Annotated in this window: 17 protein-coding genes; 13 read left to right on the forward strand and 4 right to left on the reverse strand. The window is 45.3% G+C overall.

From position 1 onward, the window contains the following. The 9 genes from gyrA (at position 1) to Q1X33_RS04225 (ending at position 10109) form a co-directional block, all read left to right on the forward strand. Positions 1-2526 carry a DNA gyrase subunit A gene (gyrA, locus tag Q1X33_RS04185; RefSeq protein ID WP_034868951.1) on the forward strand — a complete coding sequence of 842 codons (2526 nt, stop codon included), beginning with the start codon at positions 1-3 and terminating at the stop codon, positions 2524-2526. Positions 2527-2789: 263 nt separating this feature from the next. Next, positions 2790-3089 carry a 30S ribosomal protein S6 gene (rpsF, locus tag Q1X33_RS04190; protein WP_005226363.1) on the forward strand — a complete coding sequence of 100 codons (300 nt, stop codon included), beginning with the start codon at positions 2790-2792 and terminating at the stop codon, positions 3087-3089. A gap of 43 nt (positions 3090-3132) precedes the next feature. Further along, positions 3133-3657 carry a single-stranded DNA-binding protein gene (gene ssb / locus Q1X33_RS04195; RefSeq protein WP_005226365.1) on the forward strand — a complete coding sequence of 175 codons (525 nt, stop codon included), beginning with the start codon at positions 3133-3135 and terminating at the stop codon, positions 3655-3657. Between the two features lie 23 nt (positions 3658-3680). After that, entirely contained in the window at positions 3681-3917 is a 237-nt protein-coding gene (gene rpsR / locus Q1X33_RS04200; protein WP_005226367.1) for a 30S ribosomal protein S18, read from the forward strand. 240 nt (positions 3918-4157) lie between these two features. After that, positions 4158-5606 carry a DHH family phosphoesterase gene (locus Q1X33_RS04205; RefSeq protein WP_005226369.1) on the forward strand — a complete coding sequence of 483 codons (1449 nt, stop codon included), beginning with the start codon at positions 4158-4160 and terminating at the stop codon, positions 5604-5606. Between the two features lie 15 nt (positions 5607-5621). Continuing rightward, positions 5622-6074 (forward strand): 50S ribosomal protein L9, encoded by a 453-nt coding sequence (gene rplI, locus Q1X33_RS04210; protein WP_005226371.1) that lies wholly within the window; start codon positions 5622-5624, stop codon positions 6072-6074. Between the two features lie 108 nt (positions 6075-6182). Next, positions 6183-7553, forward strand: a complete 1371-nt coding sequence (dnaB, locus tag Q1X33_RS04215) for a replicative DNA helicase (protein WP_005226374.1) — start codon at positions 6183-6185, stop codon at positions 7551-7553. A gap of 247 nt (positions 7554-7800) precedes the next feature. After that, entirely contained in the window at positions 7801-9093 is a 1293-nt protein-coding gene (locus tag Q1X33_RS04220; protein ID WP_005226376.1) for an adenylosuccinate synthase, read from the forward strand. A 140-nt stretch (positions 9094-9233) separates the two neighbouring features. After that, entirely contained in the window at positions 9234-10109 is an 876-nt protein-coding gene (locus Q1X33_RS04225; protein WP_005226378.1) for a DegV family protein, read from the forward strand. Between the two features lie 100 nt (positions 10110-10209). Here the strand turns inward: Q1X33_RS04225 and Q1X33_RS04230 are convergent, their stop codons facing one another. Then, a complete protein-coding gene (locus tag Q1X33_RS04230) occupies positions 10210-11832 on the reverse strand; it encodes an ABC-F family ATP-binding cassette domain-containing protein (protein WP_005226380.1) in 1623 nt (540 codons plus the stop codon). Positions 11833-12040: 208 nt separating this feature from the next. On the opposite strand from Q1X33_RS04230, the gene Q1X33_RS04235 reads away from it, so the two are divergent. Then, positions 12041-12859, forward strand: a complete 819-nt coding sequence (locus Q1X33_RS04235; RefSeq protein ID WP_034868950.1) for a ZIP family metal transporter — start codon at positions 12041-12043, stop codon at positions 12857-12859. A 55-nt stretch (positions 12860-12914) separates the two neighbouring features. Here the strand turns inward: Q1X33_RS04235 and Q1X33_RS04240 are convergent, their stop codons facing one another. Beyond that, positions 12915-13118, reverse strand: a complete 204-nt coding sequence (locus Q1X33_RS04240) for a hypothetical protein (RefSeq protein ID WP_010748476.1) — start codon at positions 13116-13118, stop codon at positions 12915-12917. A 150-nt stretch (positions 13119-13268) separates the two neighbouring features. Between Q1X33_RS04240 and Q1X33_RS04245 the strand changes: the two genes are divergently transcribed. Beyond that, the gene (locus Q1X33_RS04245; protein ID WP_005226387.1) at positions 13269-13670 is read left to right on the forward strand and encodes a DUF4809 family protein; all 402 of its coding nucleotides are present in this window, start codon (positions 13269-13271) and stop codon (positions 13668-13670) included. A 103-nt stretch (positions 13671-13773) separates the two neighbouring features. Here Q1X33_RS04245 and Q1X33_RS04250 read toward each other — a convergent pair whose 3' ends face one another. Next, positions 13774-15018, reverse strand: coding sequence for a glutamate-5-semialdehyde dehydrogenase (locus tag Q1X33_RS04250; protein WP_005226389.1), 1245 nt, complete (start codon positions 15016-15018; stop codon positions 13774-13776). Next, entirely contained in the window at positions 15015-15830 is an 816-nt protein-coding gene (gene proB, locus Q1X33_RS04255; RefSeq protein WP_005226390.1) for a glutamate 5-kinase, read from the reverse strand. Before proB ends, Q1X33_RS04250 begins: the two co-directional genes overlap by 4 nt. A gap of 189 nt (positions 15831-16019) precedes the next feature. On the opposite strand from proB, the gene Q1X33_RS04260 reads away from it, so the two are divergent. Continuing rightward, positions 16020-16529 carry a hypothetical protein gene (locus Q1X33_RS04260; RefSeq protein ID WP_010748479.1) on the forward strand — a complete coding sequence of 170 codons (510 nt, stop codon included), beginning with the start codon at positions 16020-16022 and terminating at the stop codon, positions 16527-16529. Between the two features lie 44 nt (positions 16530-16573). Further along, positions 16574-17944: a DNA repair protein RadA gene (radA, locus tag Q1X33_RS04265; RefSeq protein ID WP_005226394.1), complete on the forward strand. Its 1371-nt coding sequence runs from the start codon at positions 16574-16576 to the stop codon at positions 17942-17944.

The following is a 17944-nucleotide window of genomic DNA, read 5'->3' on the forward strand; positions in this document are numbered from 1 at the left end:
TTGAGTGAAGAAGCAAAACAAAATATTCATGACGTCAATCTGACCAGTGAAATGCGCGAGTCCTTTATCGATTATGCAATGAGTGTAATTGTTGCTAGGGCTTTACCAGATGTGCGGGATGGCTTAAAGCCGGTTCACCGCCGAATTTTATATGGAATGAATGAATTAGGGGTAACACCAGACAAGCCCCATAAAAAATCAGCCCGGATCGTCGGCGATGTCATGGGGAAATACCATCCCCATGGGGACAGTGCGATCTATGAATCAATGGTGCGGATGGCACAGCCCTTTAGCTATCGCTACATGCTAGTCGATGGCCATGGAAACTTTGGTTCAGTCGATGGTGACGGTGCCGCTGCGATGCGTTATACCGAAGCCCGCATGAGTAAACTGGCGATGGAGATGCTGCGGGACATCAACAAAGATACCGTTGATTTCCAAAGCAACTATGATGATACAGAACGAGAACCAGCGGTATTACCTGCCCGCTTCCCGAACCTTTTGGTCAACGGGACGACTGGGATCGCTGTTGGGATGGCGACCAATATCCCGCCTCATAACTTGAATGAAGTCATTGCAGCCATCGATCTATTGATGGAAAATCCAGAAGTTACAACGAGTGAATTGATGGAAGTCCTACCAGGACCAGACTTCCCAACTGGCGGGATCGTGATGGGAAAATCCGGTATTCGCCGTGCCTATGAAACAGGGAAAGGTTCGATCACTGTTCGCGGAAAAGTCGAAGTGACTGAAATGCCCAACGGCAAAGAACGGATCTTAGTGACTGAATTGCCGTATATGGTTAATAAAGCGAAGTTGATCGAACGGATCTCTGAGCTGCACCGTGACAAACGGATCGAAGGAATCACCGATCTGCGGGATGAATCATCTCGTGAAGGCATGCGGATCGTGATCGACGTTCGTCGCGACGTCAGTGCGTCGGTGATCTTAAACAATCTCTACAAAATGACTGCACTGCAATCTTCTTTTGGCTTTAATATGTTAGCCATTGAAAAAGGCGTGCCGAAGATTTTGAGCTTGAAACGAATTTTAGAAAACTACATCGAGCACCAACAAGAAGTGGTGACTCGTCGGACACAGTTTGATAAAAACAAAGCAGAAGCTCGTGCCCACATCTTGGAAGGATTACGGATCGCATTGGATCATATCGATGAGATCATTGCTTTGATCCGGGCATCAAATTCTGATGATGAAGCGAAAAATAGCATGATGGAGCGCTTCAAATTGTCCGATCGCCAAGCGCAAGCGATTTTAGATATGCGTTTGCGTCGCTTGACTGGTTTGGAACGCGACAAGATCGAAAGCGAGTACCAAGGCTTGTTAGAATTTATCGCTGATTTGACAGACATTTTAGCAAATCCACAACGAGTCCTAGAGATCATCCAAACGGAGTTGCAAGAATTAGGCCAACGCTTTGGTGATGATCGCCGGACTGAATTATTGGTTGGGGAAGTCTTAAGTCTTGAAGATGAAGATTTGATCGAAGAAGAAGAAATCGTCATTACCTTGACGAACAATGGGTACATCAAACGAGTAGCTAAGTCTGAATTCCGTGCACAACGCCGCGGCGGACGTGGCGTTCAAGGAATGGGGATCCACGATGAAGACTTCGTGAAGACGTTGGTTTCTTGTTCGACTCATGACACATTACTGTTCTTCACCAATAAAGGGAAAGTTTACAAAGCCAAAGGCTATGAAATTCCTGAGTATGGTCGGGCAGCCAAAGGGATCCCTGTGATCAATCTCCTAGGGATCGATTCTAGCGAACGGATCGAAGCGATCATTTCGGCTTCTGGTGGGCCTCAAGAAGGACGCTACTTGTTCTTCACGACGCGTCTAGGTGTGGTCAAACGGACCTCAGTGACGGCCTTTTCAAATATCCGTGCCAATGGTCTGATTGCGATCGGTCTTCGGGAAAATGATGAGTTGGTCAACGTAATTGAAACCCACGGCGAAGATGTCGTGATCATCGGAACCCACGATGGCTACTCTGTGACCTTCAAAGAAGCGCTTGTGCGGGATATGGGCCGAACAGCTGCTGGTGTGCGAGGCATTCGTCTAAGAGACGGAGACTACGTGGTAGGCGCTGCAGTGATCACAGAAGACAGTGAAGTCTTGGTCATCACTGAGAACGGCTATGGCAAGCGTACCAAAGGCTCTGAATACCCAATCAAAGGTCGTGGCGGAAAAGGGATCAAAACAGCCAACATTACGGCGAAAAACGGTCCATTAGCCGGCTTGACGACGGTCAGCGGTGAGGAAGACATCATGGTGATCACCGATAAAGGCGTCTTGATTCGTTTCAATGTAGCGACTGTTTCCCAAACTGGTCGGGCAACCTTAGGGGTTCGTTTGATGAAGATGGAAAACAATGCCAAAGTAGTGACGATGGCAACGGTTGAACCAGAAGTCGAAGAAGAACTAGCGACTGCTGAAGAAACAGCGGTACAAGACGTGCCAGTTGTGGAAGAAACAACGGAAGACACTACGGATACACAAGAATAAGCAATACGTTTTCTAGGAAGACAGCAACCTGCGAACCTGCAGCTTGCTGTCTTCCTATTCTTTTTCAAAAAATCGGCAGTAGCTGACGTATTTATCAGTGTAAGCGATTGTTTGCGGTGATGGGTAGATGCAGGGACGCAAAAAAACAGCTTGCAGTAAGGACGAAAAAAGTGTATAATAATTATTTGTGAGTAGTCTAATTAGACCACTCTCTCTGCTCCTAGAAAACTAGGGGCCAAAGTCCACAGGGAGGTGAAAAATCAATGGAAAACACGAAATATGAGATTTTATATATCATTCGTCCAAACATTGATGAAGAAGCAAAAGCCGCATTGATCGCTCGTTTTGACTCAATCTTAACTGATAACGGCGCTGAAGTTATCGAATCAAAAGATTGGCAAAAACGCCGTCTAGCGTATGAAATGGATGGATTCCGTGAGGGTATCTATCACATCGTTAAAGTTTCTTCTTCAACAACTGCAAGTGCAATCAACGAGTTTGACCGTCTTGCAAAAATCAATGATGACATTATCCGTCACATGATTGTCAAAGAAGAAGCATAATATTGTTTCACATGAAACAAAAGCGATGAGGAGATGATGAACTTTGATTAATAATGTTGTACTAGTAGGAAGACTAACCAAAGATCCTGATTTACGTTACACTTCTAATGGCACTGGTGTCGCAACCTTTACCTTGGCGGTAAACCGCAATTTTACCAACCAAAGTGGAGAGCGCGAAGCTGATTTCATCAACTGTGTTATTTGGAGAAAACCAGCGGAAACATTAGCAAACTATGCACGCAAAGGAACTTTATTAGGGGTTACTGGACGTATTCAAACCCGTTCATACGACAACCAACAAGGCCAACGTGTTTATGTAACAGAAGTCGTTGCTGACAACTTCCAATTATTAGAGTCGCGGAATGCTTCCGAGCAAAGACGCACAACTGATAGCGGATCTGGCAGTAACAATACGTATAACTCAAACAGTTCTTCTGGATTTGGTAACAATAACTCAAATCAAACTCAATCCTCTCAACCATCAGGAATGCCTAATTTTGATCGAGACAACTCCGATCCATTCGGAAACTCATCAATCGACATTTCAGACGATGATTTACCATTCTAAGAAATTGATAGGAGGGAAATAGGATGGCACAACAAAGAAGAGGCGGACGCAAACGTCGTAAAGTAGACTACATTGCTGCAAACCATATTGAACATATCGATTATAAAGATATTGAATTACTAAAACGTTTCATTTCAGAACGCGGTAAAATCTTACCACGTCGTGTAACTGGTACTGGTGCGAAAAACCAACGCAAACTTACCATTGCAATCAAACGTGCGCGTATCATGGGATTACTTCCATTCGTAGGCGAAGAATAAATCGAATGATTTTCATTGACAAGTTTCTTTTGAAGCTTGTCAATTTTTTTATCCATCGAAGAGTAACTTGTTATTTTATATATAGATAGAATAACGAATGATAGAAATTTTTTCCTGATTGTTTCACCAAAAAAGTTTCACGTGGAACTTTTTTGCATCAATCGCCTATTTGATTGTTTTGTGGTAAAATAAGGAACAAAGCTTCAAAAAAATGGGATGATACATTGAGGGGTAAAAAAGATGGCAGCAATTGGGTTGATTTCAATTGATAATTACGATGATTTGATTGAGAAAAAAGACGACAAACAAGTTTCTTATTTGAACTCGCTGATCACGACATTGATTTCTGATTGGGCAAGTGAGAATCATGTTTTTTACAAACGAATCAATTCCGAGCGGTTTCTTTTCGTCGCGAAGTATTCAGATATTGAGCGGATGAAGGAAGAAAAATTCCAATTTTTGACTAGAGTACGGCAAGTTGCGGAAAAAAATGATCTGCCATTAACGATCAGTATGGGGATCTCCTATGGGGAAGAGTCTTTTGAAGAGATCGGGGAAGTGGCACAAAGCAATCTCGACATTGCGTTAGTTCGCGGCGGTGATCAAGTCGTTTTAAAAGAAGCCAAAGAAGAAGCGAAACCGCAATTCTTTGGTGGCAATACAGACGGCACACCCAAGAGAACGCGTGTTCGTTCGCGTGCCATGAGTACGGCGTTGAGAAAGATTTTTGCTGAAAACCAGCGGATCTTTATCATGGGTCATCGTTACCCAGACATGGATGCCTTAGGTTCGGCTTTTGGGGTGGCATACATGGCGATGATGAGCGACAAAGAATGCTACATCATTTTAAATCCAAAAGAGATCACCGCAGACATTCAGCGGGCATTGGAAGAATTGAAAAAATACCCCGAGCTGGAACGATTTGTGATCACTGGGGAAGAAGCAGTTAATTTATCAAATGAAGAAAGTGTGCTAGTGATGGTAGATTACCATAAGCCATCGATGTCGATCTCGCAAGCGGTCTATGATGAATTTGACAAAATCGCAGTGATCGATCACCATCGTCGCGGGGATGAGTTTCCCGATAAGCCACTATTAACGTATATTGAATCTTCCGCGTCTTCGGCATCGGAACTGGTAGCAGAATTAATCCAGTATCGTGCTTCTCGCAGATCGCAAGTCCCGAAATTTATTACGACTTCCTTATTAGCGGGCATCTACGTGGATACGAAGAACTTCACGGTGCGAACCACTGGTCGGACCTTTGATATTGCTGGTTATTTGAAAAACCAAGGCGCAGATACGTCATTGGTTCAATACATGTTAAGTACGGATCTCGATTCCTATTTGATGATCAGTGAACTGGTTTCTCGCAGCCAGCATTTCCGAGAAGATATCGTGATTGCTGCAGCGGATGAAGATCGGGTGTACGATAGTGTCACTGTTGCGAAAGCGGCCGATACTCTGCTATCGATCAATGGGATCCATGCCGCATTTGTTATTACGAAACAACCAGGAGATTTGATCGGTATCAGTGCTAGAAGCACTGGTAAAGTCAATGTACAAACCTTGATGGAGGCATTAGGCGGCGGCGGACATTTTACCAACGCAGCCACGCAAATAAAGAACAGCAGCATTGGTGATGTAGAAAACCAGCTGCGAGCGGAATTAACGAAAAATGAACAATAACAAGGAGTGACCAAGATGAAAGTTATTTTCTTACAAGATGTCAAAGGCAAAGGCAAAAAAGGCGATATCAAGGAAGTCCCTAATGGCTACGCACAAAACTTTCTGATCAAAAACAACTTAGCCAAACCTGCCAACAATGAAAGCATGGCAGAATTAAAAGGCAAACAAAAAGCCAAAGAAAAACAAGACGCAGAAGTCTTAGCAGAAGCGAAAGAGCTAAAAGCACTTCTTGAAAAGGAAGAAACCGTTGTGAAAATCAATGCCAAAGCAGGGGAAGATGGCCGTTTGTTCGGTTCGATCCCATCAAAACAAATCGCAGATGCCTTGAACAAGCAATACAAAATCAAGATCGACAAACGCAAAATCGAATTGGATCAGCCGATCCGTGCATTAGGCTTTACGCAAGTACCTGTAAAATTGCACCCACAAGTAACAGCAACGATCAATGTTCATACCATCCAAGAATAAGCATTACTCCCAACAGTCACATGTTGGGGTTTTTTTCGGCAAACGTCCAAGCAATCTTGTACTTTGGATGGGAATCTTGTAGAATGAATGGACGAAGGAGCGAATGGCATGAATGAAGTTTGGCAAAATCAAGTTCCCCCACAAGATATTGAAGCGGAACAAGCGGTCCTAGGGGCAGTCTTTTTAGATGCCGATGCGATCATCGATGCAATGGAAGTAATCGCCCCAGAAGATTTTTATCGCCGCAGCCATCAAATAATTTTTCAAGCAATGATCCAGTTGAACGACCGTAGTGAATCGATCGACTTGATTACGTTGAAAGCAGAAATTGAAAAAAGCAACAGTCTTGAAGATGTTGGCGGCCTGACGTATCTGACTGAATTGAGTCAAGCTTCACCATCAGCAGCAAGTATTGCTTATTATGCGAAGATCGTTGACGACAAAGCCACGTTACGCAATCTGATCCAAACAGCGAGCCGCATCGTAACCAAAGGCTTTGAACAAGATGAAGATGTGCAGTCGATCATTGATCAAGCAGAAAAAAGTATTTTAGAAGTATCCGAAAAGCGCAATAGCAATGGCTTCCAATCGATAGCGGAAGTCTTGAATCGGACGATCGAAACGATCGATCAGTTGGCGCAAAACAATGAAGAAATCACCGGATTACCTACGGGTTATGCGGCTTTAGACAAAATGACGGCGGGGCTGCAAAAAGAAGAGCTGATTATTCTCGCTGCCCGCCCCGCGGTAGGGAAAACCGCGTTTGCCTTGAATATCGCGCAAAATGTCGGAACGAAAACCGATCGTTCCGTAGCGATCTTTAGTCTGGAAATGGGGGCTGAATCATTGGTCAACCGGATGCTTTGTGCGGAAGGCTCGATTGAGGCCAGTCACTTGCGTACGGGGCAGCTCTCAGAAGAAGAGTGGCGCAATTTGATCGTTGCCATGGGCAGTCTTTCTAACGCCAATATCTATATCGATGATACCCCTGGGATCAAGATCTCTGAGATTCGGGCGCGTTGTCGGAAACTGGCGCAAGAAAAAGGCAATCTCGGCTTGATTTTGATCGACTATTTGCAGCTGATTGAAGGAACGGGTCGCGAAAACCGCCAACAAGAAGTCTCTGAGATCTCTCGCCAATTAAAGAAACTGGCGAAGGAATTAAAAGTGCCAGTGATCGCACTGTCTCAGCTTTCTCGGGGTGTGGAACAACGACAAGACAAGCGTCCTGTTTTAAGTGATATTCGGGAATCAGGATCGATCGAGCAGGATGCCGATATCGTTGCTTTCTTGTACCGAGATGACTACTACCGCAGCGAAGGCGACGATGACGATGAACCAGAAGAACAACAAAACAACAATGTGATCGAAGTCATTATCGAGAAAAACCGGAGTGGTGCCCGGGGGACCGTCGAACTTCTATTTATCAAAGAATACAATAAGTTCTCCTCGGTCTCGCCGCGAGAAGAGTTCGGGTAAGACACCAACGATGTGAGAAATCAAGGCTCCTGCTGCCGTCTGCATTGCGCTGATGACAGCAGGGCTTTTTTTATGTGCCGACTTTATTCGTTTTTACGTGTATAAATAATTATTGAGAAGAAAATAGTTCGTTTTTTACCCCTGAAAAATGAGAATTTAAAACGATTATTCGATTTTAGATTGAAAGAGCTTGCGAATCTTGTTACAATACTTAGGGAATGCACTAATTAAAGAAAGAGGTCATTATATGTCATCTGTAGTAGTAGTAGGTACACAATGGGGCGATGAAGGTAAAGGAAAGATTACGGACTTTTTGAGTGAAAACGCGGAAGTCATTGCACGTTATCAAGGTGGAGACAATGCCGGCCATACGATTAAATTTGACGGTGTGACCTATAAACTGCATTTGATTCCTTCTGGGATCTTTTATGCAGATAAAATCAGTGTCATTGGAAACGGGGTCGTTGTGAACCCGAAATCATTAGTTAAAGAATTAGCATACTTGAAAGAAAACAATATAATAACAGAAAACTTAAAGATCTCTGATCGTGCACATGTTATTTTACCTTACCATATCCATTTGGATCAGCTGCAAGAAGATGCCAAAGGTGACAACAAGATCGGTACGACGATCAAAGGGATTGGACCAGCCTATATGGATAAAGCTGCCAGAGTCGGCATTCGGATCGCTGATCTTTTAGACAAAGAAATTTTTGAAGAACGTCTGCGTATCAACTTAGAAGAAAAAAATCGTCAATTCGTGAAAATGTTTGACGCAAAGCCAATCGCCTTTGAAGACATTTTTGAAGAGTATTACGAATATGGCCAACAAATCAAAAAATATGTGACGGATACTTCGGTGATCCTTAACGATGCCTTAGATGAAGGCAAACGGGTTTTATTTGAAGGGGCACAAGGCGTGATGCTGGATATCGACCAAGGAACCTATCCTTTCGTGACATCATCCAACCCCGTTGCTGGGGGAGTCACTATTGGTAGTGGTGTGGGTCCTTCAAAAATCAACAAAGTCGTTGGTGTCTGCAAAGCTTACACCTCTCGGGTAGGAGATGGTCCTTTCCCAACGGAACTGTTTGATGAAACAGGTGAACAAATTCGTAAGATCGGTCGTGAATACGGAACAACGACAGGACGTCCTCGCCGTGTGGGCTGGTTTGATACCGTCGTGATGCGCCATTCAAAACGTGTTTCAGGGATCACGAACCTATCCCTTAACTCGATCGATGTCTTGAGCGGCTTAGAAACCGTGAAGATCTGTACGGCTTATGAACTAGACGGCGAATTGATCTATCATTACCCAGCAAGCTTGAAAGAGTTGAACCGCTGCAAACCGGTCTACGAAGAACTTCCTGGCTGGTCTGAAGACATTACTGGCTGCAAAACATTGGCAGATCTGCCAGAAAATGCACGCAATTACGTTCACCGCATCTCTGAATTAGTCGGTGTCCGCATTTCGACCTTCTCGGTAGGACCAGACCGCAGCCAAACCAACATCTTAGAAAGTGTTTGGGCGCAAATCTAACCTGACGCAAAAGCATCAGAACAAGACAAAGAACTCCTACGTCAAAAGCAGTCAACGATATGTTTGGCTGCTTTTGATGAGAATTTCTTCTGTCTTGTTCTTTTTTTGCTATAATAGGGGGTAACGAGAGGGGTGAAACCATGTTTCAAATCATGACAGATTCCTGCTGTGATTTACCAGCAGCAAGATTAGCGGAGCTAGATGTCGCCTATATTCCAATGCTGATCGAATTAGACGGCAAAGAATATATCGATGATATGGGCAAAGAATTTGATACGGAATGGTTTTTAGGAAAACTAAAAGAACATGCGCAGCCGACAACTTCTCAAATCAATGTCGGACGTTATATGGAGTATTTTCGGCCATATGTCGAAGCGGGCACACCGGTCCTTTATTTAGGTTTTTCTTCAGGAATGAGCGGCTCATTCCAAAGTGCCGTCCAAGCCGTAGCCTTACTAAAAGAAGAATACAAAGAAGTTGCGATCACCTTGATCGATACGCGCTCTGCGAGTTTAGGGGAAGGCTTCTTAGTGGCTGAAGCAGCCCAACAAAAAGCCCAAGGACGTTCGTTGCTAGAAGTCAGCCAATGGGTAGAAGAAAACAAACTGCGTTTAGATTCATGGGTCACCGTCGACGATTTAAAACAATTGGAACGCGGCGGCAGAATCTCTAAAACAGCGGCAGCGATCGGCGGATTGCTGAACGTGAAACCAATCATTACCGTCGATACTGCGGGAAAATTACGCAGCGTTGATCGAGTGCGGGGACGCAACAAAGCGATCCAAAAAATCGTGGATCAAACCATTGCCAATCTTCACGAATCAAAAACCAATACGGTTTATTTTGCCAATGCTGGCGATGCCGAAGCGGCGGAGAAAGTCATCAAACGTTTGACCGAAAAAATTCCTGACATTATTATTCATCATTATCCATTAGGTCCAACGATCTCCAGTCATACCGGCTACGGCTGCTTGGCGCTGTTTTCATTCGGCAAAGCCCGTTTAGAACAAGCGTAACCTGCCAAAAATACCCGAAGCACCTAGGAAAAATAAAAGAAACGCTCCAGTTGCAGCCTTGGTGGCGGGCAACTGGAGCGTTCTTTTTTTCAAAAGCAGCTTATTGATTCATTTCTGCTACGCGTTTTTGGACATCTTTGTTTTCTAAGAATTCATCGTAGGTCGTTTCGGCACGATCCACCACGCCTTTGCTAGAGACCGCAATGATACGGTTCGCAAGGGTTTGAATAAATTGGTGGTCATGAGAAGCAAACAACAATGAGCCGGTGAAGGCCATCAAGCCATCGTTTAATGCGGTGATCGATTCTAAGTCCAAGTGATTGGTTGGATCATCCAATACCAATACGTTGGCTTTTGAAAGCATCATTTTCGACAACATGCAGCGAACTTTTTCGCCCCCGGAAAGAACGTTGACGGGTTTTAATACTTCGTCACCAGAGAACAACATGCGACCTAGGAAGCTGCGCAAGAAGGTATTGTCGTCTTCTTCTTTGCTTGCGTATTGACGCAACCAATCAACGATCGGGGTATCCGTATCAAATTCGCTGGTCGTATCTTTTGGCAAGTACGCATGCTGCGTGGTCACGCCCCAACGAACACTACCTGTATCAGGAGTGATTTCCCCCATGATGACTTTGAATAGCGTTGTGGTGGTGATATCGCTATTGGCAACAAAAGCGACTTTGTCGTCTTTGTTCAAGGTGAAAGAGATATTGTCTAAAATCTTTTTGCCGTCGATCGTCACACTGACATTGTCGACTTGCAGCAAGTCATTCCCGATTTCACGTTCTGGTTTAAAACCGACAAACGGGTAGCGGCGAGACGAAGGTTGAATATCATCAAGAGTGATTTTATCCAACATTTTTTTCCGAGATGTTGCTTGTTTGGATTTTGATGCATTGGCACTAAAGCGTGCGATAAAGTCTTGCAGTTCTTTGATCTGCTCTTCTTTTTTGGCATTTGATTGGGATTGTAATTTCGCAGCTAATTGGCTTGATTCCAACCAGAAATCATAGTTGCCGACAAACAATTTGATTTTGCCGAAGTCTAGATCGGCCATATGGGTACAAACTTTATTTAAGAAGTGGCGGTCATGGGAAACAACAATGACGGTGTTGTCAAAGTTGATCAGAAACTCTTCTAACCAGTTGATAGATTGGATATCCAATCCGTTGGTAGGCTCATCTAGGAGCAAGACGTCTGGCTTACCGAAAAGGGCTTGTGCCAGTAAGACTTTCACCCGTTGACCAGCAGTTAGATCTTTCATCAAGACATGATGCAATTCATCGGGAATGTTCAAGCCTTGCAAAAGAACCGCTGCTTCGGGCTCTGCTTCCCAGCCATCAAGTTCCGCAAATTCGCCTTCTAGTTCGGCGGCACGAATCCCATCTTCATCAGAAAAGTCTTCCTTCATGTAGATCGCGTCTTTTTCTTTCATCACTTCGTAGAGACGTTTATGGCCCATGATGACCGTTTCGATCACTGGAAACTCTTCGTAATCATAGTGGTTCTGCTTCAAGACAGCCATCCGTTCATCAGGACCTAAAGAAACATTCCCAGTTGAAGGTTGGATCTCACCAGATAAAATTTTTAAAAAAGTTGATTTACCAGCACCATTTGCACCAATCAAACCATAACAATTACCAGGCGTAAACTTAATATTAACATCATCAAACAGTTTGCGGTCTGAAAAATGCAAACTTACATCACTTACTGTAATCAATTCTTTTCCTCACTTTATATAAATTGACATGGAGTCTCCTAGCATTATAGCGATGAATGTTGAAACTTTCAAGTAAAGCCGAGGATTTCATTAGGAAAGGCTTAGGGCTGGTGAAAGAAAAATTTTGGCTGCTGCTGCCTTCCTAGTAGAACCTGACGGCTTCCTATGCTAGAGTATTGGTAGAATAGTTAGACAAAGGAGCAGACGAATGGTGGATTGGTTGGTTGGATTGTCGCCATGGCAGCAAGCGTTGTCGGGGACGATCTTTACGTATGGTATGACGGCGCTTGGGGCAGCGCTAGTCTTTTTCTTCAAAGAAATCAATAAAAATGTCCTGAATACGATGCTGGGGTTTGCCTCTGGCGTGATGATCGCTGCTAGTTTCTGGTCGTTATTAGATCCTGCGATCGCACGAGCCGAAGAAAATGGCGACATTCCGTGGCTTGTGGTCAGCATCGGGTTTGGTTTGGGTGGTTTGTTTCTATATGCAGCAGATAAGACGCTCCCGCATATGCATTTTGGTCCGAATCATGAAACAGAAGGTTTGCCCAGTCATTTGAAGCGAACGATCTTGCTGGTCTTTTCCATCACGCTGCATAATATCCCAGAAGGCTTGGCGGTAGGGGTAGCGTTTGGGGCGGCGGCTAGTGCCGATGATCCGCGAGCAGCGATCTTAGCGGCGCTTTCGGTAGCGATCGGGATCGGGATCCAAAATTTTCCAGAAGGCGCAGCCGTTTCGATCCCCTTGCGCCAAGAAGGGTTAAGCCGAACCAAAGCCTTTATGTACGGGCAAGCGTCAGGGATCGTAGAACCGATCGCCGGTGTGATCGGAGCTTTGCTGGTAACGAGTATGTCCGCTGTGTTGCCGTATGCGTTGGCTTTTGCAGCGGGTGCTATGATCTATGTAGTGGTGGAAGAATTGATTCCAGAAGCGCAGCAAACCTTGTCTAGTCGCCGCCATTTTGCGGTCTTTGGCGTCATGCTAGGCTTTATCTTAATGATGGTTTTAGATGTAGCATTAGGCTGATCGATAAAAAAACACCTGACTTTCCAAAAGTCAGGTGTTTTTGGTTTACGTGTAATTAACGATAATATTTTCTTGGCTTTTGGCGAATCGATGTTAACCAGCGAACGATCAAAACGGCCAGCAGCAAAGGAATCCCGAAACGGAAGACCAATCCGATCAACCCACCAATAATGCCTAATACAACGGATAAAACAAGGGATGCTGCGATTAAAACTGCCACGACAGTAACGATTCTTCCTAATAAACTTTCTGTATTCATTGTGACTCCTCCTAGACTTTTTTTCTTATCCCTAGCATAGCAAGAAAGAAAAAGAAACACATCCAACTTAAGACGGAATAATTGCTCCGCCGTGGGCCATAGGTTTGTGATAAACTAAACATGAATGAATCATGAAAGGAGTCAAAAAGAATGAACGCAGAAATTCTCACGAGCCAAGTCATCACAGAAGGAGGGTGCAATGCCTGTTTGCCTTATGAACTCAATACCTTCACGCTGCAGCTATCGGATGGTCGTAGTTTTTCGTTAGAAAACTTGGATGTTGCTGCATTGGTGATGCCAATTGCCCAGATCAATCAGTGGCAGACTCGTTTATTATTAGAAGAAGACGAAGGACTGATCTATCAAAAAGGAACGCAAGAAGTAATTTTCGTAGAGGGCAGCCGTCAGGATACGTTTTCCAGCAAAGGACAGACGATTGCTTGTCCGAAAAAGAGTTGTGAAGCTGACGTCTTTGCCACAACCAATCGAGTGCTGACAGAATTGTTTGGCATCGAACCGATTTCCTTCGTTCTGCGGGCTGCACAAGCATAAGAGGACGAAAAAAAGCCGCTTGCGCATGTACCGACCTTTTAAAGTTAGCTTTTTAGTCTAACTATTGGAAGTCATGACAGCAAGTGGCTGTTTTTTCGTATCGTTACTTACGGATCTGGCCTTCGCCATAAATAATGTATTTGGTAGAAGTCAGTGCTTCTAACCCCATTGGCCCACGGGCATGGAGTTTTTGCGTCGAGATGCCGATCTCGGCACCAAAGCCAAACATAAAGCCATCGGTGAAACGGGTCGAGGCATTGACGTAAACCGCCGCCGCATCAACTTCTTTCAAGAAGCGTTGGGAAGCGAAATAATCATCGGTGATGATCGCTTCGGAGTGCTTCGTATTGTAGCGATTGATGTGAGCAATGGCTTCTTCTAGCGAAGCCACCACTTTGATCGCTAAGATATAGTCTAAAAACTCGGTTGCCCAGTCCTCTTCAGTGGCAAGCTGTGCATTGTTCAAAAACGCCAATGCTTTTTGATCCCCTCGCAATTCGACTTGATCGGCAAACTGCTTTTCTACCATAGGCAAAAACTCCGCTGCCACTGCTTCATGGACGAGGATCGTTTCGATGGCATTGCAGACAGAAGGGCGTTGCGTTTTTGCATTCGTGACGATCGCCAGTGCCATCGGCAGCTGGGCTGCTTGGTCGATGTAGATATGATTGTTGCCGGTGCCGGTTTCGATCACTGGCACCGTGGCGGTCTCTTTGACACGACGAATCAAGCCGGCGCCTCCCCGAGGGATCAAAACATCCAAGTAATCTGTCAGCCGCATCAGCTCAGCCGCTGTTTCGTGGCTCGTGTCTTCGATAAACTGGATCGCATGGCGGGAGTGTCCATTGGCAGCTAAAGCCTCTTGTAAAATAGTCACGAGGACTTGATTGGAGTGGAAGGCTTCCTTTCCACCACGCAAAATCACGGCATTTCCTGATTTGAAACACAGACTAGCTGCGTCAGTGGTGACATTAGGGCGGGCTTCGTAGATGATGCCGATGACCCCTAAAGGCACTCGTTGTTGACCAATCAAAAGATCGTCAGCATTGCGCCACATTTTATCCACGGCACCGATTGGGTCGGGCAATTGGGCGACTTCTCGGATGCCGTTAGCCATCTCGGTGATCCGTTGTTCTGTCAGCAACAGTCGATCCAGCATCGTCTGGCTGGTTCCTTTGGCTTTTGCGGCGGCTAGATCTTGTTGATTAGCAGCTAAAATCGTCTCGGCAGCTTTTTCTAAAGCATCGGCCATCGCTGCCAGTAGGTGGTTTTTTTCACTGGCACTCAGTAAGCTTAATGTCTGGGCGCTGGCTTGAGCTTGTTGACCGATCGTTTGCAAGTTGCTCATTGCTCATCCTCCGTTCGTTGATAAAAATGGGTGCCGACAGGTTCCCCTGCGAGCAAGTCAAAAATAATTTTCGGCTGCTTGCCGTTAGCCAGCAGCATGTGACTGTTCAAGTCTAAGATACGTTGGGCGGCTTTTAGTTTACTGGTCATACCGCCGGTTCCATAAGGACTGCCTTTTCCCGTAGCTTGTTCTAAAAGTTCTGGGGTGATTTCATTGATCTCGGAATACAAAACGGCCTCAGGATCATTCAGCGGATTGGCGGAATAAAAGCCGTCGATATCAGAAAGCATGATCAAAAGCTCGGCTTTCGTCAACTGAGCGACGATCGCTGACAGCTGGTCATTGTCGCCGAATTTGGTGAGATGATCCAATTCATCCACTGCTACCGTGTCGTTTTCATTAATGATCGGGATGATCCCCATCGTAAGTAATTGCTCTAAGGTGTTGCTAACGTTTTGACGGCTTTGGGGAAATTCGATGATGTCTCTGGTCAGCAGGATCTGTGCAGTCTGCTGGCTATAGCTTTGAAAACGCTGGTTGTAGATCGTCATCAGTTCCGATTGGCCAACGGCGGCCACGGCTTGCTGCTGCGGGATCTCCACGGGTCGTTCTTTCAAATTCAACTTGTTCATGCCAACACCGATCGCACCAGAAGAAACTAAGATGATTTCTTTGCCTTGGTTTTGCAAAGCTGCTAAGACAAAGGCTAATTCATCGATGCCAGCTAGATTGATGGCACCATTGGGATAAATCAACGAGCTGGTGCCGATTTTTACAACGATTCGGTTTTTGTTTGAAAGATCTGCGCGCATATGCCACCGCCTATTTTTTGATATTTTTTCTATTGTACTCGCAAACGGGCGTTTCGTCATGTCCTTTTTTCTTTTTGGTCTATTTTTAAACGAAGAAATTGTAAAGACTTTTCGATAATTGTGTTTTCCATGAAGAAAATAGTTCTTCCTATGCTAAAATAGCTATATGTTTTATTATTGGAGGAACCCATGAAATTACGAGGATTTGAAATTATTACAGCATATAAAGAAAAAAGCATCACCTTGCCTCAACGTGCCACCCATCATGCGGCTGGTTACGACTTTGAAGCAGCGGAAGAAATCGTGGTGCCAAGCATTTGGAAAGCGGGCGTGATCGACGGGGTCAAAGCGCTTTTTGCGAAAGAGACCGCAAAACAGTTGAAGCCAACCTTGATTCCCACGGGGATCAAAGCCTATATGGGGGAAGACGAGTATTTGCAGCTGACAAATCGTTCCAGCAATCCTTTGAAACGTTTCTTAGTCTTGACGAATGGTGTCGGCGTCATCGACAGCGATTACTATGACAATCCAGATAATGAAGGGCATATCATGTTTCAGTTTACCAATTTCGGCCCCACAGATGTCGTCATTAAAAAAGGCGAACGGATCGGCCAAGGAATTTTCTTGCCGTTCTTAAAAGCTGATCAAGATACAACCACTGCCAGCCGAACCGGCGGCTTTGGCTCCTCGAATCAGTAAATCCTGCCTGGGGGTCTGTTTGATAGAAGTAGTGGAGGAGATCAATGGCAAAAAAAGCAAAAAGTCAATTTGTCTGTCAAAATTGTGGGTATAGTTCCCCTAAATATTTAGGGAAATGCCCCAATTGCGGCAGCTGGAATTCAATGGTGGAAGAAGTGATTCAAGAAACCGCCGATCGTCGAGTACGTACGACATTGACGGGGCAAAAGATGCAGCCGACGAAAATCGCCGATGTCGTACCGAAAAAAGAACCGCGGGTCCAAACGAAACTTGCTGAGTTGAATCGCGTCTTAGGCGGCGGCGTGGTCCCAGGCTCCTTGATTTTGATCGGTGGGGATCCAGGGATCGGAAAATCGACGCTGCTCTTGCAAGTTTCCCAGCAATTAGCAGCGATCGGCGGGACGGTCTTGTATGTGTCAGGAGAAGAAAGTGCCGAACAAATCAAAATGCGGGCGCAGCGCTTAGGCGCCATCGACACAGAATTTTATCTCTATGGGGAAACGGACATGTCAGAGATCAGTAAAGCGATCGAAAACATCCGCCCAGATTATGTGATCATCGATTCGATCCAAACCATGACCCAACCGGATATCACCAGCGTGGCAGGCAGTGTCAGCCAAGTGCGAGAAACGACCGCAGAATTGCTGAAAATCGCCAAAACCAATGGCATCGCCATCTTTATCGTTGGCCACGTGACGAAGGAAGGCTCGATCGCAGGACCGCGGATGCTGGAGCATATGGTGGATACCGTCTTGTATTTCGAAGGCGAAAAGCACCATAGTTTTCGAATTTTGCGGGCCGTCAAAAACCGCTTTGGGTCCACCAATGAGATCGGGATTTTTGAAATGGAAGAAGGCGGGTTGAAAGAAGTCGCCAATCCGTCACAAGTCTTTTTGGAAGAACGCTTAGAAGGCGCAACTGGATCGGCGATCGTAGTAGCAATGGAAGGCAGTCGGCCAATCTTGGTGGAGATCCAAGCACTGGTCACGCCAACGATGTTCGGCAATGCCAAACGCACGACGACGGGGCTAGACTTCAACCGCGTCTCGCTGATCATGGCGGTTTTAGAAAAACGGGCAGGCTTGCTGCTGCAAAATCAAGATGCCTACTTAAAAGCAGCCGGCGGGGTCAAATTAAATGAACCTGCGATCGATCTAGCGATCGCTGTCAGTATCGCGTCTAGCTACAAAGAAAAAGGCACCAGCCCGACGGAGTGTTTTATCGGTGAAATTGGCTTGACGGGTGAGATTCGCCGAGTCAACGCGATCGAGCAACGGGTCAAAGAGGTGCAAAAACTAGGTTTTACGAAAGTTTATTTGCCTAAAAATAATCTGACTGGCTGGCAGCCGCCCAAAGGCATCGAAGTCGAAGGCGTGTCTACCTTAGCCGAAACCTTGCGGAAAGTCTTCCGTTAA

Origin of the sequence: Enterococcus sp. B2E4 (assembly GCF_030499455.1) — a bacterium.
Lineage (GTDB): Bacteria > Bacillota > Bacilli > Lactobacillales > Enterococcaceae > Enterococcus_D > Enterococcus_D casseliflavus.

What these genes read in the sequence shown, in the direction of transcription:
- Q1X33_RS04225 (WP_005226378.1), top strand. Translation starts at nt 9,234, where the DNA reads ATGTTTCAAATCATGACAGATTCCTGCTGTGATTTACCAGCAGCAAGA.
- rplI (WP_005226371.1), top strand. Translation starts at nt 5,622, where the DNA reads ATGAAAGTTATTTTCTTACAAGATGTCAAAGGCAAAGGCAAAAAAGGC.
- Q1X33_RS04250 (WP_005226389.1), bottom strand. Translation starts at nt 15,018, where the DNA reads ATGAGCAACTTGCAAACGATCGGTCAACAAGCTCAAGCCAGCGCCCAG.
- rpsF (WP_005226363.1), top strand. Translation starts at nt 2,790, where the DNA reads ATGGAAAACACGAAATATGAGATTTTATATATCATTCGTCCAAACATT.
- radA (WP_005226394.1), top strand. Translation starts at nt 16,574, where the DNA reads ATGGCAAAAAAAGCAAAAAGTCAATTTGTCTGTCAAAATTGTGGGTAT.
- rpsR (WP_005226367.1), top strand. Translation starts at nt 3,681, where the DNA reads ATGGCACAACAAAGAAGAGGCGGACGCAAACGTCGTAAAGTAGACTAC.
- Q1X33_RS04205 (WP_005226369.1), top strand. Translation starts at nt 4,158, where the DNA reads ATGGCAGCAATTGGGTTGATTTCAATTGATAATTACGATGATTTGATT.
- Q1X33_RS04245 (WP_005226387.1), top strand. Translation starts at nt 13,269, where the DNA reads ATGAACGCAGAAATTCTCACGAGCCAAGTCATCACAGAAGGAGGGTGC.
- Q1X33_RS04235 (WP_034868950.1), top strand. Translation starts at nt 12,041, where the DNA reads ATGGTGGATTGGTTGGTTGGATTGTCGCCATGGCAGCAAGCGTTGTCG.
- Q1X33_RS04260 (WP_010748479.1), top strand. Translation starts at nt 16,020, where the DNA reads ATGAAATTACGAGGATTTGAAATTATTACAGCATATAAAGAAAAAAGC.
- Q1X33_RS04240 (WP_010748476.1), bottom strand. Translation starts at nt 13,118, where the DNA reads ATGAATACAGAAAGTTTATTAGGAAGAATCGTTACTGTCGTGGCAGTT.
- proB (WP_005226390.1), bottom strand. Translation starts at nt 15,830, where the DNA reads ATGCGCGCAGATCTTTCAAACAAAAACCGAATCGTTGTAAAAATCGGC.
- Q1X33_RS04220 (WP_005226376.1), top strand. Translation starts at nt 7,801, where the DNA reads ATGTCATCTGTAGTAGTAGTAGGTACACAATGGGGCGATGAAGGTAAA.
- dnaB (WP_005226374.1), top strand. Translation starts at nt 6,183, where the DNA reads ATGAATGAAGTTTGGCAAAATCAAGTTCCCCCACAAGATATTGAAGCG.